Origin of the sequence: Pseudomonas sp. Leaf58 (assembly GCF_003627215.1) — a bacterium.
GTDB lineage: Bacteria > Pseudomonadota > Gammaproteobacteria > Pseudomonadales > Pseudomonadaceae > Aquipseudomonas.
Genome location: NZ_CP032677.1, coordinates 4,696,189 through 4,711,461, shown reverse-complemented (window position 1 = coordinate 4,711,461; position 15,273 = coordinate 4,696,189). Strand labels below are relative to the sequence as shown.

15 protein-coding genes are annotated in these 15,273 nt (G+C 64.6%); 11 read left to right on the top strand and 4 right to left on the bottom strand.

The window, feature by feature from the left end:
* Positions 1 to 119: 119 nt before the first annotated feature.
* From DV532_RS21915 to DV532_RS21895, 5 genes are all read left to right on the top strand, one after another.
* Positions 120 to 878, top strand: a complete 759-nt coding sequence (locus tag DV532_RS21915) for a DUF2076 domain-containing protein (protein WP_056794952.1) — start codon at positions 120 to 122, stop codon at positions 876 to 878.
* Between the two features lie 157 nt (positions 879 to 1,035).
* Positions 1,036 to 1,515, top strand: a complete 480-nt coding sequence (locus DV532_RS21910) for an NYN domain-containing protein (protein WP_056794955.1) — start codon at positions 1,036 to 1,038, stop codon at positions 1,513 to 1,515.
* 8 nt (positions 1,516 to 1,523) lie between these two features.
* Positions 1,524 to 2,129 (top strand): PolC-type DNA polymerase III, encoded by a 606-nt coding sequence (locus DV532_RS21905; RefSeq protein ID WP_056794960.1) that lies wholly within the window; start codon positions 1,524 to 1,526, stop codon positions 2,127 to 2,129.
* Between the two features lie 451 nt (positions 2,130 to 2,580).
* Positions 2,581 to 3,501: a drug/metabolite exporter YedA gene (gene yedA / locus DV532_RS21900; RefSeq protein WP_056794969.1), complete on the top strand. Its 921-nt coding sequence runs from the start codon at positions 2,581 to 2,583 to the stop codon at positions 3,499 to 3,501.
* A gap of 55 nt (positions 3,502 to 3,556) precedes the next feature.
* Positions 3,557 to 4,888 carry a DEAD/DEAH box helicase gene (locus DV532_RS21895; protein WP_056794974.1) on the top strand — a complete coding sequence of 444 codons (1,332 nt, stop codon included), beginning with the start codon at positions 3,557 to 3,559 and terminating at the stop codon, positions 4,886 to 4,888.
* A 120-nt stretch (positions 4,889 to 5,008) separates the two neighbouring features.
* Here DV532_RS21895 and DV532_RS21885 read toward each other — a convergent pair whose 3' ends face one another.
* From DV532_RS21885 to DV532_RS21875, 3 genes are all read right to left on the bottom strand, one after another.
* The gene (locus tag DV532_RS21885) at positions 5,009 to 6,244 is read right to left on the bottom strand and encodes a TIGR03862 family flavoprotein (protein WP_056794980.1); all 1,236 of its coding nucleotides are present in this window, start codon (positions 6,242 to 6,244) and stop codon (positions 5,009 to 5,011) included.
* Positions 6,245 to 6,392: 148 nt separating this feature from the next.
* Positions 6,393 to 7,307, bottom strand: coding sequence for a histone deacetylase (locus DV532_RS21880; protein WP_056794985.1), 915 nt, complete (start codon positions 7,305 to 7,307; stop codon positions 6,393 to 6,395).
* A gap of 88 nt (positions 7,308 to 7,395) precedes the next feature.
* Positions 7,396 to 8,082 carry an Ais protein gene (locus tag DV532_RS21875; protein ID WP_056796672.1) on the bottom strand — a complete coding sequence of 229 codons (687 nt, stop codon included), beginning with the start codon at positions 8,080 to 8,082 and terminating at the stop codon, positions 7,396 to 7,398.
* A 180-nt stretch (positions 8,083 to 8,262) separates the two neighbouring features.
* Here DV532_RS21875 and DV532_RS21870 point away from each other — a divergent pair, with 180 nt between their 5' ends.
* The 4 genes from DV532_RS21870 to DV532_RS21855 all read left to right on the top strand — a co-directional run bounded on the left by DV532_RS21870 (position 8,263) and on the right by DV532_RS21855 (position 11,533).
* Complete coding sequence (locus DV532_RS21870) at positions 8,263 to 8,832, top strand: GNAT family N-acetyltransferase (protein ID WP_056794988.1); 570 nt, start codon at positions 8,263 to 8,265, stop codon at positions 8,830 to 8,832.
* 95 nt (positions 8,833 to 8,927) lie between these two features.
* Entirely contained in the window at positions 8,928 to 9,797 is an 870-nt protein-coding gene (tesB, locus tag DV532_RS21865; RefSeq protein WP_056794992.1) for an acyl-CoA thioesterase II, read from the top strand.
* Complete coding sequence (locus tag DV532_RS21860; protein WP_056794994.1) at positions 9,794 to 10,384, top strand: HAD family hydrolase; 591 nt, start codon at positions 9,794 to 9,796, stop codon at positions 10,382 to 10,384. The genes tesB and DV532_RS21860 overlap by 4 nt, the downstream gene beginning before the upstream one ends.
* 138 nt (positions 10,385 to 10,522) lie before the next feature.
* A complete protein-coding gene (locus DV532_RS21855) occupies positions 10,523 to 11,533 on the top strand; it encodes an NAD(P)-dependent alcohol dehydrogenase (protein ID WP_056794997.1) in 1,011 nt (336 codons plus the stop codon).
* A gap of 23 nt (positions 11,534 to 11,556) precedes the next feature.
* Here DV532_RS21855 and DV532_RS21850 read toward each other — a convergent pair whose 3' ends face one another.
* The gene (locus DV532_RS21850; protein ID WP_056795001.1) at positions 11,557 to 12,258 is read right to left on the bottom strand and encodes a FadR/GntR family transcriptional regulator; all 702 of its coding nucleotides are present in this window, start codon (positions 12,256 to 12,258) and stop codon (positions 11,557 to 11,559) included.
* 258 nt (positions 12,259 to 12,516) lie between these two features.
* Between DV532_RS21850 and DV532_RS21845 the strand changes: the two genes are divergently transcribed.
* Together DV532_RS21845 and gudD are read left to right on the top strand one after the other, a co-directional pair.
* Complete coding sequence (locus tag DV532_RS21845) at positions 12,517 to 13,869, top strand: MFS transporter (protein WP_056795008.1); 1,353 nt, start codon at positions 12,517 to 12,519, stop codon at positions 13,867 to 13,869.
* A 19-nt stretch (positions 13,870 to 13,888) separates the two neighbouring features.
* Positions 13,889 to 15,244, top strand: a complete 1,356-nt coding sequence (gudD, locus tag DV532_RS21840) for a glucarate dehydratase (RefSeq protein WP_056795010.1) — start codon at positions 13,889 to 13,891, stop codon at positions 15,242 to 15,244.
* Positions 15,245 to 15,273 lie beyond the last annotated feature (29 nt).

Below are 15,273 nucleotides of genomic sequence, written 5' to 3'. Positions count from 1 at the left end.
AAGCGGGCTTGGGGCTGTCATTTGCTGAAAAAAGTTTCACCACGCCGTGATTGAATCGCACGCCTGTACGCCCCATCTTTGACGCTGTCCGTTGTCCCGCTACCCCACGAGGTTGCCCCATGAATAGCGAAGAACAAACCCTGATCGACGGCCTGTTCGGCCGTATCAAGCAAGCCGAGGACCCAAGCCAGCCACGTGATGCGCAGGCCCAGGCGTGCATCGAGGCACACCTGCGTCAGCAGCCGGCGGCGCCATACTACATGGCCCAGGCGATCCTGGTGCAGGAGGCCGCGATCAAGCGCCTCGACGAGCAGAACAAGCAGCTGCAGGCCGAACTGCAGCAAGCGCGTGCGCAAGCTGAGGCTGCACGGGCGAGTAACAGCGCGCCGAGCAATGGCGGCGGTGGCTTCCTGTCGGGGATCTTTGGTTCGGGTGGGCGCAATGCGGCGCCGGCGGTGCAGCCGCAGCGCCCTGCTGCGCCACCTGTGGCGTCCGGCGGCGGCTGGCGCGAGCCGTCGGCACCGGGCTTTTCCCAGCCGCAAGCGCAACAGCCTGGCTTTGGTGCCGCACCGGCACGCAGCGGTGCCAGCAGCTTCCTTGGCGGCGCCATGCAAACCGCGGCCGGTGTAGCGGGCGGGGTGTTGCTGGCGCAGGGCATCAGCAGCCTGTTCAACCATAACTCGCAGCCCGAGGAGGTGGTCGAAGTGATCAAGGAAGAGCCGGCGCCGGCCAGTGATAGCGGTGGCTGGAACGACCAGGGCGGGCACCAGCAAGTGGCTGACAATGGGGGTTGGGGCAGTGACCAGGCGGGTTACGCCGACAGCGATTATGGCAGCGAGGGGGGAGGGTTCTTCTCGGACGACGATTCGTACGTCTGACAGGTCTGGCATACTGCTGGCAATTTTGGGGGCGCTGCGCGCCCTTCGCGGGCTTGCCCGCTCCCACAGATACACGTGCCATTGCTGTGGGAGCGGGCAAGCCCGCGAAGGGCTGCAAAGCAGCCCCTGCATTCCAGGCCAGACATGAGGTTCCCAGGTGAAAAAGATCGCGTTGTTCGCCGATGTGCAGAACCTCTACTACACCGTGCGCCAAGCCCACGGCTGCCATTTCAACTACACCGCGCTGTGGGCCGACGTCAGCCGTGAAGGCCAGATCGTCGAGGCCGTGGCCTATGCCATCGACCGTGGCGATAGCAAGCAGCAGCAGTTTCAGCAGATCCTGCGCAACCTCGGCTTCGATGTGCGCCTGAAACCCTTCATTCAGCGCAGCGATGGCTCGGCCAAAGGCGACTGGGATGTGGGCATTACCCTGGATGTGATCGACGCCGCCAGCCGGGTCGACCAGGTCGTGCTGGCCTCTGGCGACGGTGATTTCGACTTATTGTTGGAGCGGGTTATCCAGCGCCACAATACCGAGGCGGTGGTGTATGGCGTGCCTGGCCTTACCGCCCTGTCGCTGATCCGCGCCGCCACCCGCTATGTGCCCATCGAGGGTACGCTGTTGCTCAAACACTAAGGTTTTTCATGGAACGTATTGCTGTCATCGACTTTGAAACCACCGGCATCTCGCCCGGCGCCGGTTGCCGCGCCACCGAGGTGGCGGTAGTGATGCTGGAGCGCGGCCGCATCGTCGAGCGTTACCAGAGCCTTATGAACGCGGGTGTGCCGGTGCCGGCTTTCGTTGCCGGGCTGACCGGCATTACCACCGCCATGCTGCGCAGTGCGCCACCGGTGGACAAGGTAATGAACGAAGTGGCCGAGTTCGTCGGCAGCACCCCGCTGCTGGCGCACAACGCCGCCTTCGACCAGAAGTTCTGGGACTACGAACTAAGCCGCATCGGCCGTAGCCGCAGCCAGGCCTTCGCCTGTTCCCTGCTGCTGTCACGGCGCCTGCTGCCGGCGGCGCCGAACCACAAGCTGGGCACCCTGACACGCTGGGCCGGTCTGCCGGATACCGGTGCCGCGCACCGGGCCATGGCCGATGCCGAGATGGCCGCCAACCTGTTGCAGCATTTGGCTGGGGTGTTGCGCCAGGACCATGGGGTGCAGCAGCTTTCGCATGATTTGCTTTGCCGGCTGCAGAAGATACCTGCGGCGAAAGTGCGTGAAACCTTGGCCAGGTACTGTTGAGGCTTTTTTACGGCTGACGATGCAATTTTTGCCGGTCAGGTGTTCGCCACGACAGTTGCAGCGCCTGGTAGATCGAGCGCCGCCCGCGCGGCGCTTCGCGGCACAAGGCCGCTCCCACATCTGTTTCGGGCCAGTTACTCCTGTGCCAGGTGGGTTGCAGCCGTGGTGCAGGACTGAAGCCGGATGAAGATCAGTTGCGCAACCTTCGATATCGAATGGAACAAACAGGCAGGCAGAGGAGACTTCACAGGAGTGATTGGCCCGAAACAGATGTGGGAGCGGCCTTGTGCCGCGAAGCGCCGCGCGGGCGGCGCTCGATCTACCAGGCAACACAACACCCAAGCCAAACGCCGCAAAATTGTGCCGCTCATTTGCACCCATTTTGTAACTTATTTTTGCCCAAACAGGCCCTTAAACTGAATCACCCGTAAACGGATTTCGAGTGTTTCCCATGCCTGCCTCCCGTCGCTTCCCCTTATTGCTTGTTGGCGCCTTCCTGGCCTTGTACTTGGTCTGGGGCTCCACCTACCTGTTCATTCGCATTGGCGTCGAGAGTTGGCCACCGATGCTCATGGCTGGGGTGCGCTTCTTGATCGCCGGCGGGCTGCTGTATGGCTTCTTGCGTTGGCGCGGTGTACCGGCGCCGACCTGGCCACAATGGCGGGCGGCGGGGGCGATCGGTTTTCTGCTGCTTAGCTGTGGCAACGGTGGTGTGACCGTAGCCGAGCATGCTGGCGTAGCCTCGGGCGTGGCAGCGCTGGCGGTGGCGACTGTGCCGCTGTTCACCTTGCTGTTCGGCTTGATGTTCGGTCACCGCAATTCGAAGCTGGAGTGGGCCGGGATTGCCCTCGGGCTGGTAGGTATTGGCTTGCTCAACCTGGGCTCGAACCTGCAGGCAAGCCCAATAGGCGCGGCGCTGATCATTTTTGCAGCGGCGTCGTGGGCATTCGGCTCGGTGTGGAGCAAGAGCTTGCCGCTGCCGCAGGGGCCCATGGCCAGTGCGGCGGAAATGCTGGTGGGTGGTGCCGTGCTGTTGCTCGGCAGCGTGCTGTCGGGCGAGCGCATGACGCAGATGCCGACCGCGGCTGGCTGGGGCGCGCTGGCCTACCTGGTGTTGTTTGGCTCGATCCTGGCCTTCAGTGCCTACATGTACCTGCTCAAGCATGTGCGCCCGGCGGCCGCCACCAGCTATGCCTACGTCAACCCGGCGGTGGCGGTGCTGCTGGGTATTGTCTTTGCCGGTGAGCAAATTGGTGCCGAAGAGTGCGTGGCCATGGCGGTGATCATTGGCGCGGTGGTGCTGATCGGCCTGCCGCAGTGGCGCAAGGCACCTCAGCCGGTGCAGCCATTGAAGGGCGAAATCTGCAAGTAGCCAGGGGCGATGCGGTAAACTTGCCGCCTTCGCTGAACCCCCTGACGGTATTGCCATGAATTTCGCCAAACTCGGCCTGATCGAACCGCTGCTGCGCACCTTGCAGCAGCTGGACTACACCACCCCGACCCCGGTGCAGGCCCAGGCCATCCCCGCCGTGCTGGCCGGCCGCGACCTGATGGCCGCGGCCCAAACCGGCACCGGCAAGACCGCAGGCTTTGCCCTGCCTGTGCTGCAGCGCCTGGCGCTGGAAGGCGAGAAGGTGGCTGCCAACTCGATCCGCGCATTGGTGCTGGTACCCACCCGCGAGCTGGCCGAGCAGGTGCACAACAACGTGCGCGAGTACGCCGAAAACCTGCCGCTGAGCACCTACGCGGTGTATGGCGGCGTCAGCATCAACCCACAAATGATGCGCCTGCGCCGCGGCGTCGATGTGCTGGTGGCCACCCCTGGGCGCTTGCTCGACCTGTTCCGGCAAAACGCGGTGAAGTTCAACCAGGTGCAAATGCTGGTGCTGGACGAAGCCGACCGCATGCTTGACCTGGGCTTTGCCGAAGAGCTGCAGTCGGTGTACGCCGCGCTGCCACGCAAGCGCCAGACGCTGTTGTTTTCTGCCACCTTCTCCGAGCAGATTCGCATGCTGGCGGGGCTGGCCTTGAATGACCCGCTAAGCATCGAAGTCAGCCCGCGCAACGCTGCGGCCAGCAGCGTCAAGCAGTGGCTGGTGCCTGTGGATAAAAAGCGCAAGGAAGACCTGTTCTGCCACCTGATGCGCAAGCAGCGCTGGAAGCAGGTACTGGTATTCGCCAAAACCCGCAATGGCGTCGACCAGCTGGTGGAGCGCTTGCTGGCCGAGGGGGTGAATGCCGACGGCATCCACGGTGACCGCCCGCAGGCTACGCGCCAGCGCGCGCTGGACAGCTTCAAGGCTCGCGAAATCCAAGTCCTGGTGGCGACCGATGTGGCGGCCCGTGGCCTGGATATCGATGACCTGCCGCTGGTGGTCAACCTCGACCTGCCGATCGTTGCCGAGGATTACGTGCACCGTATCGGGCGGACCGGGCGGGCGGGTAACAAGGGCGAGGCGATTTCGCTGGTGTGTGCCGACGAAGTGCAGTTGCTGGCGGCGATTGAAGTGCTGACCCGGCAGACCCTGCCGCGGCACGAAGAGCCAGATTTCATTCCTGATCACCGGGTGCCGCTGACCGACGCCAGTGGCCAGGTGATCAAGAAGCCGAAGAAGCCCAAGAAACCAAAAGAAAACAGCGCCAAGCGTGGTTTGGGGCGCTGGATGGACAGCACCGAGGCGGGCAATGCGCAACCGGCAGTGAAGGCGGTGCGCAAGGTGCCGAGCTTCAATGGTGGGCCGCGCAAGCGCAAGCCGTAGCTTGGGGAAGCTTGGCCCCTGTGGGAGCGGGCATGCCCGCGAAGCAGGCCCCGCGGTGCATGGCACGGGCTTCGCCCGTGTTCGCGGGCACGCCCGCTCCCACAGTGGATCGAGTAGGTGTCAGGATTTCAGCCAGCCTGCCGCCGCCCGCCCGGCGCGCAGTCCGCTGGCAAAGCACGCCGTCAGCAGATACCCCCCGGTCGGCGCCTCCCAGTCCAGCATTTCGCCGGCACAGAACACCCCCGGCATCGCCTTTACCATCAACCCCTCATCCAGCGCCTCGAAACGCACTCCCCCCGCACTGCTGATCGCTTCATCCAACGGCCGCGTGCGCACCAGCGTGATTGACAATGCCTTGATCGCCTGCGCCAACGCCTCAGGGTCAGCAAAGGTCGCCTGATCGGTCAGCTCGCGCAACAGCGCCGCCTTGACCCCATCGATACCCAGCTGGCTGTGCAGATGCTTGGCCATGGAGCGCGAACCGCGTGGCTTGGCCAGCGCCCGGGCAATGTTGTCCACAGGCTTATCGGGCAGCAGGTCGAGCAGCAACAGCGCTTGGCCGTCACGGTTGATGGCCTCGCGCAGCGGCGCTGACCAGGCATACACCAGGCTGCCTTCCACACCTTGCGCGGTGAGGATGAACTCACCCTTGCGCGGCGCGCTGCCGGGTACGCTCAGGGCAATGTTCTTCAGCGGTGCGCCAGCAAACTTGTCCTTGAGCAGCGTGCTCCAGCCTGCCACTTCAAACCCGCAGTTGCTGGGCTGCAAAGGCGAGATATCCACAGCCCGTTCGGCCAGCAGCGTTTGCCAGCTGCCGTCAGAGCCCAGCCGTGCCCAGCTGCCACCGCCCAGCGCCAGTACCACCACGGCAGCGTTAACCAAGCGTTCGCCCTGTGGATAAGCAACCCGCAAGGCCCCCTCGGCATTCCAGCCCAACCAGCGGTGACGGGTGTGGATAACTACCCCGCTGTCGCGCAGGCGCTTGAGCCAGGCGCGCAGCAGGGGCGCGGCTTTCATGTCGCTGGGGAACACCCGGCCCGAGGTGCCGACGAAGGTCTCGATGCCCAGGCCGTGAATCCACTGGCGCAAAGCTTCGGCGTCGAAGTCGCGCAGCAGTGCAGCGATTTCGCCCTGGCGCCCGGCATAGCGGGCCACGAACGCCGGGTAGGGCTCGGAATGGGTGATGTTCATGCCGCCGACACCCGCCAGCAGGAACTTGCGGCCCACCGACGGCATGGCATCGAACACCTCGACCGCCAGGCCTGCCTGGGCCAGGGCTTCAGCCGCCATCAGGCCGGCGGGGCCACCACCGATGACGACAGCGAGGGTAGCGGAGGTGGGGTTCAGATCGGGCATGGTGGGCAGCAGGCTGTGGAAAAGAGGCGCATTCTAGCGCAGCGTGGCCGCTGGCGGTAATGGTCAAAAAATGATCAGTTACCTACAGGCCTTGCCAGCAAAGGCCTACAGCGCCTTTCCAGCAGGTTATCCACAAGCGGTTCCACAGTCATTGTGAACAACCGATGACACGCGCCGCGCTGTGGTGAAGGATGCCGTGGCGCTTGGCCAGGGCCACGCGGTCCTTGCTGTAGCCGCCGCCGATCACACCCACCACGGGGATGTCGCGGCCCAGGCAGTGGCGCAGCACCGCTTCGTCACGGGCGGCAACGCCTGCGTCGGTCAGTTGCAAGTAGCCCAGCGCGTCGTCCTTGTGCACATCGACGCCGGCGTCATACAGCACCAGGTCGGGGCGGTACAGCGGCAACAGGTAGTTGAGGGCGTCGTCCACCACCTTCAGGTAGGCCGCATCGCCCATGCCGCGGGGCAGGGGGATGTCCCAGTCGCTCTGCGCCTTGCGCGCCGGGAAATTCTGTTCGCAATGCAGTGACACGGTGATGGCGTCTGGGGTGTCGTGCAGGATGCGCGCGGTGCCGTCACCCTGGTGCACATCGCAGTCGAAGATCAGCACCCGGTGCACCCGGCCAGCCGCCAGCAGGTAGCGGCTGATCACGGCCAGGTCGTTGAAGATGCAAAAGCCGGCAGGGTGATCGTAATGGGCGTGGTGGGTGCCACCGGCCAGGTGGCAGGCGATGCCGTGTTGCAGCGCCAATTCGGCGCTCAGCAGCGAACCACCCACTGCCCGTACGGTGCGCCGGGCCAGGGCCTCGCTCCAGGGCAGGCCGAGGCGGCGCTGGTCCTCGCGCGACAGGTCGCCGTGCATGTAGCGTTCGATATAGCTGCGGTCGTGGGCCAGGGCGAGGATGTCGTTGGGGCAGATGTCCGGGCGCCGCAGGGCCTGGTCGGTGGTCAGCCCGCTGTCGACCAGGTGGTCGTGCAGCAGGCGGAATTTGTCCATTGGGAAGCGGTGTTCGGCGGGGAACGCCGGGCTGTAGTCTTCGTGGTAGATCAGCGGCAACGGCATGGAGTGTTCGCAATTGGGGCTAGCGCATGATCTTGCCATGGCTGGGGCAGCTTTGCTGCCCAATTGCCGACCTGCGGGAGGTGTCAGTTTACTTCGCGGTGCTGGCCAGTACCCGCTGCCAGTCCGGCTCGTTCAAGCGCCCGAGGATGCGTGCCTTGCCATTGCCATCCACCGAAACGAACAGTGCGCTGGCATAGCCGCTTTCACGCCCGCCACCCACTACGTTCTGCTGACGGGCGAAATGGTCGATGCAACCGTTGTGGGTCACCAGCACCAAGTTGTGCCCCGGCCGCTTGTGCGCCAGCGCCTCACTGGCGAACTGGTTGTCACACCCTTCCAGCCAGGCCGCACTGGCCACCGCCTGGCCAAGAATGAAATGCGCGGTTTGCTGTGTGCGCAGTTTCGGGCTGCTGAGCAGGTCGGCGTTGTTCAGGCCCAATTGCTGCAGCCCTTGGCCAACACGGCTGGCGGCCTGGCTGCCGGCCACGGTGATGCCGGTGGGGTCGTCCAGGCACGGGCCGGGGGCGCTGTCGCAGCGCTCGGCGTGGCGGATCATCACCATCACCGCACCGTCGGCCCAGTCCTGCAGCAGGCCGCTGTCACTCAGTTTTTGCTCGTTGCCAAGGTCCACGATGTGCGTCCTCGTCGCCAGCCAGGTGCTCAACGCCGCCACTACCATGCACAGGCCAACGGCCGCACCAAGCGCCTTGCGGGTCAGGCGGCGTTTGCGCCGGGCATGGATGGCAGGGTGGCCCAGGGTGTTGCTCGATAGCATGCGTTGCTCCAATGGCAGGGCCGCGCTCGCCGCGGCGGTGGCTGGCAGCATCCTGCCAAGCGGCCTGTCGGGGGGCGGTGAAGGGCGTGTGAAAATTGCATTCGGGCGCGCCGGCTGGGTGAAACCCGCGCCCCGCGCCTACGCTGTAAACTGCAAGGCGGTAAAACCGGAGCACGCTCGATGACCCCAATCCTGCAACTGGAAAGCGCACGGCTGGTGTTGCGCCAATGGCACGACGACGACCTGCGCGAGTTCGCTGCGCTGTGCGCCGACCCGCAGGTGATGCGCTACTTCCCGGCGCCGCTGACACGCTTGGAAGCGGCTGCGTTGATTGGCCGCGTGCGCGGGCATTTCAACGAATACGGCTTTGGCCTGTGGGCGCTGGAGCGCAAGGACAGCGGCGCGTTCATCGGCATGACCGGCTTGCTGCAGGTAGGCTTCGAGGCGGATTTCACGCCAGCGGTAGAGATTGGCTGGCGCCTGGCGCGGCGCCACTGGGGCCTGGGTTTTGCCAGCGAGGCAGCCTGGACTTGCCTGCGCTGTGCGTTCGCCCAATTGCGCCTGGAAGAGGTGGTGTCGTTCACTAGCGAGAGCAACCTGCCGTCACAGAAGGTCATGCAGGCCATCGGTATGCAGCAAGACCTGACCGGCAGTTTCGAGCACCCCCGCCTGCCTGCGGGCCACCCACTGCGCCCGCATGTGCTGTACCGCATCGACCGCGCACACTGGGAGCGGACCCTGCGCCCCTGAATGCACAGGCATGCCCGGCGCGAATGACAAACCCTGTATTATTTGCCTTCATAAGCGTGCAGTAGAGACGTGTTGCCTTGCTAGGAGAACCCCCGATGAGTCATGTGTTGGACGACCTGGTCGACCTGTTGAGCCTCGAGTCGATCGAGGAGAACCTGTTCCGTGGCCGCAGCCAGGACCTGGGCTTCCGCCAGCTGTACGGCGGGCAAGTGCTCGGCCAGTCCCTGTCGGCGGCCAGCCAAACGGTCGAGGACGCACGCCACGTGCATTCGTTGCACGGTTACTTTCTGCGCCCTGGCGATGCCAGCCTGCCGGTGGTGTACTCGGTGGACCGCGTGCGCGATGGCGGCAGCTTCAGCACCCGGCGGGTGACGGCGATTCAGAAGGGCCAGACGATCTTTACCTGCAGCGCCTCGTTCCAGTACGACGAGGAAGGTTTCGAGCACCAGGCACCCATGCCCCAGGTGGTCGGCCCAGAGAACCTGCCGACTGAAGTGGAACTGGCCCGCGCCATGGCCGACCAGCTGCCCGAGCGCATTCGTGACAAGGTGCTGTGCGCCAAGCCGATCGAGATCCGCCCGGTCACCGAGCGTGACCCGTTCAACCCCAAGCCCGGCGACCCGGTGAAGTACGCCTGGTTTCGCGCCGACGGCAACCTGCCCGACGTGCCCGCCCTGCACAAATACTTGCTGGCCTACGCCTCCGACTTCGGCCTGCTGACCACCGCGTTGCTGCCGCATGGCAAATCGGTGTGGCAGCGCGACATGCAGATCGCCAGCCTCGACCATTCGCTGTGGTTCCACGGCAACCTGCGTGCCGACCAGTGGCTGCTGTACGCCACTGACAGCCCCTGGGCAGGCAACTCCCGTGGCTTCTGCCGCGGCAGCATCTACAACCAGGCCGGGCAACTGGTGGCGTCGTCGTGCCAGGAAGGCCTGATTCGCCATCGCAAGGATTGGGCATGAGCCTGGGCGAGGTACGCAACTGGGTGTTCGACATGGACGGCACCCTGACCGTGGCGGTGCACGATTTTGCCGCCATCCGCGTGGCGCTGGGCATCCCCAGCGAGCACGACATTCTCACCCATCTGGCCGCCTTGCCGGCGGACGAAGCGGCGGCCAAGCATGCCTGGCTGCTGGAGCACGAACGCGACTTGGCGATGGCCTCGACGGCGGCCACTGGCGCGGTGGAACTGGTGCGCGAACTGGCCGAGCGCGGTTGCCGGCTGGGCATTCTGACCCGCAATGCCCGTGAGTTGGCGCATGTGACGCTGGAGGCCATTGGCCTGGCGGATTGCTTCCCGGTGCAACACATTCTCGGGCGTGACGAGGCAGCCCCCAAGCCCAGCCCGGATGGCTTGTTGAAAATTGCCAGTGCCTGGGGCGTGGCACCGAGCGAGTTGGTGATGGTGGGGGATTACCGGTTCGACCTGGACTGTGGGCGAGCGGCGGGGGCGCGCACCGTGCTGGTGAACTTGCCGGACAACCCGTGGCCGGAGCTGGTGGATTGGCATGCGGCCGATTGCCGGGCATTGAAGGTGATGTTGGGTTGATTGTTGTGTTGCCTGTGCGGGCCTCTTCGCGGGTGAACCCGCTCCTACAGGGACCGCGCTGAATTAAAGGGCGCCCGCGAAAGGGCCGGAGCTGTCTATGCTCAACCCCAATCTTTTCCCTGATACGGAGACCTACCCATGACCAGCAAGGCCATCTACGTACAACCCGGTGGCGGCTACGACAAGGTCGAAGTCGGCAGCTACGAGGCAGCCGCACCCCAGGCCGGCGAGATCACCGTGCGCCTGCACGCCAGCTCCCTCAACTATCACGACTTCGCTGTGGTCAGCGGCATGTGGGGGCCGAGCGAGCGGCGTATCCCCATGGCCGATGGCGCTGGCGAAGTGGTCGCGGTGGGGAGTGGTGTCACGGAGTTTCAGGTGGGCGACAACGTGGTCAGTACCTTCTTCCCTGACTGGCTGGACGGCCAGGCCAATGTCGAAGGCTTCGCCAGGGTGCCCGGTGACGGCCTCGATGGTTACGCCCGTGAACAGGTCACTGCCGGTGCCAGCGCATTCACCTTGGCACCCAAGGGCTTCAGCCACGCCGAAGCCGCCACCTTGACCACTGCCGGCCTTACTGCCTGGCGTGCGCTGATGAGCGACGACCACCTCAAGCCCGGCGATACGGTGTTGGTGCAAGGTACCGGCGGGGTGTCGATTTTTGCCCTGCAGTTCGCCAAGCTGGCCGGCGCCACGGTGATCGCCACCTCCTCCAGCGACGCCAAGCTGGAGCGCTTGAAAGCGCTGGGTGCCGACCACCTGATCAACTACAAGAGCACCCCGGCCTGGGGTGAGAAAGTGCGCGAGCTGACCGGCAACCGTGGCGTCGACCATGTGATCGAAGTGGGCGGCCCGGCGACGCTGGAGCAATCCATGATTGCCACCCGCATTGGTGGGCATGTGTCGCTGATCGGCATCCTCACGGGGGTGGCCGGGCAGTTGCCGTTGGTGCAGGCGCTGGTGCGGCAAATTCGCCTGCAAGGTGTGCTGGTGGGCAGCCGCGCCCAGCAGCAGGCGATGGTGCGGGCAATCGATGCCAATGGCCTGCGGCCAGTGGTGGACAAGCATTTCGAGCTGGAGCAGATCGTCGAAGCGTTCCGCTACCAGGAGAGCAACCGGCATTTCGGCAAGATCTGCCTGACCTGGTAATGGCCGGGGCCGCGCAGCGGCCCCTAGTTCGGCAACAACCGATCCCGGCTATTGGACAGATGCAGGCAGATAGCCGCCCGCGCTGCGTCCGGGTCTTGCCGGCGGATGGCATTGAGGATCGCCTCATGCTCCAGGTTGGCCAGGTATGCCTGCCGTGCCAGTTTCGCCCCACTGCGTTCAGCCACCGCCATGCGGTTGCGCGGAATCAAGCCATTGCCCAGCTGCAGCAGCATCTCGGTGAAATACAGGTTGCCGGTAGCCTCGGCAATCAGCAGGTGAAAGCGCCGGTCGGCCTCGATGCAGCTGTCGCCGGCGGCTGCCAGGTCCTGGTAGTCATCCAGCGCCTGGCACATCCGCGCCAAGTGCCCCTCATCACGGCGTAGGGCGGCCAGGGCGGCGGCCTGGCCTTCCAGGCCAATACGCAGCTCCAGCAGGTCGCGCACATTCGCTGCGCTTTCCGCAGCGATGCGCAGGCCAGCCTGGGCCTGACGCTCCATGACGAACGTACCGATACCGTGGCGTGGCGCCACCAGGCCCGAAGCCTGCAGCTTCGACAAGGCTTCGCGGACCACGGTGCGGCTGACCCCATGCTCGCGCACCAAGGTGTTCTCTGAGGGCAGTTTGTCGCCTGGCTTGAAGGTGCCCAGCAAAATCTGTTGGGTCAGGCTGGAAACCAAGTCATGGGCGCGGCTGTGGCCGCGCTTGCGGGCGTGTTCGGGGGCCATGGTGTGATCCGTTGCTTGTACTTGTATGACAAGTTAATCGATAAAATTATTTTTCGCCTATTTTTCCTATCTTCAACTCCGCTAGTAGCTTGGCTGTTTTTGCATGATCCCAGCAAATTGGCATTGTCGCAGCTTGTATTTTGCGATTTTGTCGATGTTGCTGACCTTGTCGTACAACTTCGCCGCGCATATGCTCCTCCCCACTGCCCTGTCAGACAACCTCGACCCGCACAAAAACAATTAGTGGGAGATCCGCAAGTGAACGACACCCTCGCTCCGCCCGCACGAAATGAAGGCGACGCCCTGGCCAGCGCCGTGGCCAAGGTCAAGCGCCACGTCCTGCCGCTGTTCGTCATCATGTTCATCGTCAACTACCTCGACCGCGTCAACATCGGCTTCGTCCGCCCGCACCTGGAAAGCGACCTGGGCATTAGCGCCGCGGCCTATGGCTTTGGCGCCGGGCTGTTCTTCATCGGCTACGCACTGTTCGAAGTGCCGTCGAACATGCTGCTGCAGAAGGTCGGTGCGCGGCTGTGGCTGACCCGCATCATGTTCACCTGGGGGCTGGTGGCCACGGGCATGGCCTTTGTGCAGAACGAAACCCAGTTTTATGTGATGCGCTTTCTGCTCGGCGTTGCCGAAGCGGGCTTTTTCCCCGGGGTGATCTACTACTTCACCCGCTGGCTGCCGGCGGCCGAGCGGGGCAAGGCGATTGCCATCTTCCTCAGCGGCTCGGCGCTGGCCTCGCTGATTTCCGGGCCGCTGGCCGGTGCGCTGATGCAGATCCAGGGCCTGGGCATGCATGGCTGGCAGTGGATGCTGTTCATCGAAGGCATGGCCTCGGTGACGCTGTGTTTCTTCGTGTACTTCTGGCTCGACTCCACACCGCAGGACGCCAAGTGGTTAAGCCAAGCCGAGCAGCAGGCGCTGGTGGCCACCATCGACCGCGAGCAGCGTGAGCGCGAAGCCGTCGGTGCGGCCAAACCATCGGCCTGGAGCCTGCTCAAGGACCGCCAGATTGTGCTGTTCTGCCTGATCTACTTCTGCATCCAGCTGACCATCTACGCCGCCACCTTCTGGCTGCCCAGCATCATCAAGCGCATGGGTGACCTCAGCGACTTACAGGTCGGCTTTTTCAACTCGATCCCGTGGCTGATCTCGATCCTGGCCATGTACGCCTTTGCCGCCGGCTCGGCACGCTGGAAGTTCCAGCAAGCCTGGGTGGCGGCTGCGCTGGTGATCGCGGCCATCGGCATGTTCATGTCCACCACCGGTGGGCCGGTGTTCGCCTTTGTCGCCGTGTGCTTTGCGGCCATCGGCTTCAAGTCGGCGTCGTCACTGTTCTGGCCCATCCCGCAGGGCTACCTGGACGCCCGCATTGCGGCGGCAGTGATCGCGCTGATCAACTCGGTCGGTAACCTCGGCGGCTTCGTTGCCCCCACTACCTTCGGCCTGCTGGAGCAGCAGACCGGGTCGATCCAGGGCGGCCTCTACGGCCTGGCGGTAACGTCGGTGCTGGCAGCCATCGCCGTCTTCTTCGTACGCATTCGCCCACAGGGCGCCCCTTCCGGTGCGCTCAAGGCCCCATCGGCCCTGGGCCAGACCCACTGATAACTACGAGACAACAACCATGAACATGCACACAACGCCCGCCACCCATACCGGCACCCCCGTGGTTACCGACCTGCGCGTGATCCCGGTTGCCGGCCACGACAGCATGCTGCTCAACCTCAGTGGTGCCCATGGCCCGTTCTTCACCCGCAACGTGGTGGTGCTGCGTGACAGCGCTGGCAATACCGGCCTGGGCGAAGTGCCCGGCGGCGAGACGATTCGGCAAACCCTGGAAGACGCTCGCAGCCTGGTGGTCGGCCAGCCGATTGGCCATTACCAGCGTGTGCTCAATGCCATGCGGCAAACCTTCGCCAACCGCGACGCAGCCGGCCGTGGCCTGCAAACCTTCGACCTGCGCATTACCGTGCATGCGGTAACGGCCATCGAAGCGGCACTGCTCGACCTGCTCGGCCAGCACCTGAACGTGCCGATGGCGGCCCTGCTGGGCGAGGGGCAGCAGCGCGACGCAGTGAAGATGCTCGGTTACCTGTTTTACATCGGCGACCGCCAGCAAACCGACCTGGCCTACCGCAACGAAGCCGATAGCGATGATGACTGGTTGCGCCTACGCCACGAAAAGGCCCTGAACGCAGACGCCGTGGTGCGCCTGGCGGAGGCCGCCCAGGCGCGTTATGGCTTCAGCGACTTCAAGCTCAAGGGCGGCGTACTGCGCGGTGAGGAGGAAATGGAAGCGGTGACGGCCTTGGCCGAACGCTTCCCGCAAGCGCGCATCACCCTGGACCCGAACGGCGCCTGGTCGCTGCAAGAGGCTATTGCCCTGTGCCGCGACAAGCATGAAGTGCTGGCTTACGCCGAAGACCCCTGCGGTGCCGAGAACGGCTACTCGGGCCGCGAAGTGATGGCCGAGTTCCGCCGCGCCACCGGCTTGCCCACCGCTACCAACATGATTGCCACCGATTGGCGGCAGATGGGCCACGCGATCCAGTTGCAGTCGGTGGACATCCCGCTGGCCGATCCGCACTTCTGGACCTTGCAGGGTTCGGTGCGGGTGGCGCAGATGTGCAACGACTGGGGGCTGACCTGGGGTTCACATTCCAACAACCACTTCGATATTTCGCTGGCGATGTTCACCCAGGTGGCGGCGGCGGCGCCGGGCGAGATCACCGCGATCGACACCCACTGGATTTGGCAGGACGGCCAGCGCCTTACCCGCGAGCCGCTGCGCATCGTCGACGGCCATGTGCGCGTGCCGGCGCGGCCTGGGCTGGGCGTGGAGCTGGATGAAGACCAGTTGGCCAAGGCCCATGAGTGCTACCGCAACATGGGGTTGGGGGCGCGGGATGACAGTGTGGCGATGCAGTTTCTGATCCCGGGGTGGCGCTTCGATAACAAACGGCCTTGCCTGGTGCGTTAAGGCTACTGGCCCTTTCGCGGGCGCGCCCG

Coding starts and splice junctions, on each gene's coding strand:
- DV532_RS21895 (WP_056794974.1), top strand. CDS start 3,557: ATGAATTTCGCCAAACTCGGCCTGATCGAACCGCTGCTGCGCACCTTG.
- DV532_RS21885 (WP_056794980.1), bottom strand. CDS start 6,244: ATGCCCGATCTGAACCCCACCTCCGCTACCCTCGCTGTCGTCATCGGT.
- DV532_RS21855 (WP_056794997.1), top strand. CDS start 10,523: ATGACCAGCAAGGCCATCTACGTACAACCCGGTGGCGGCTACGACAAG.
- DV532_RS21870 (WP_056794988.1), top strand. CDS start 8,263: ATGACCCCAATCCTGCAACTGGAAAGCGCACGGCTGGTGTTGCGCCAA.
- DV532_RS21905 (WP_056794960.1), top strand. CDS start 1,524: ATGGAACGTATTGCTGTCATCGACTTTGAAACCACCGGCATCTCGCCC.
- DV532_RS21915 (WP_056794952.1), top strand. CDS start 120: ATGAATAGCGAAGAACAAACCCTGATCGACGGCCTGTTCGGCCGTATC.
- DV532_RS21850 (WP_056795001.1), bottom strand. CDS start 12,258: ATGGCCCCCGAACACGCCCGCAAGCGCGGCCACAGCCGCGCCCATGAC.
- DV532_RS21875 (WP_056796672.1), bottom strand. CDS start 8,082: ATGCTATCGAGCAACACCCTGGGCCACCCTGCCATCCATGCCCGGCGC.
- gudD (WP_056795010.1), top strand. CDS start 13,889: ATGAACATGCACACAACGCCCGCCACCCATACCGGCACCCCCGTGGTT.
- yedA (WP_056794969.1), top strand. CDS start 2,581: ATGCCTGCCTCCCGTCGCTTCCCCTTATTGCTTGTTGGCGCCTTCCTG.
- DV532_RS21880 (WP_056794985.1), bottom strand. CDS start 7,307: ATGCCGTTGCCGCTGATCTACCACGAAGACTACAGCCCGGCGTTCCCC.
- DV532_RS21860 (WP_056794994.1), top strand. CDS start 9,794: ATGAGCCTGGGCGAGGTACGCAACTGGGTGTTCGACATGGACGGCACC.
- tesB (WP_056794992.1), top strand. CDS start 8,928: ATGAGTCATGTGTTGGACGACCTGGTCGACCTGTTGAGCCTCGAGTCG.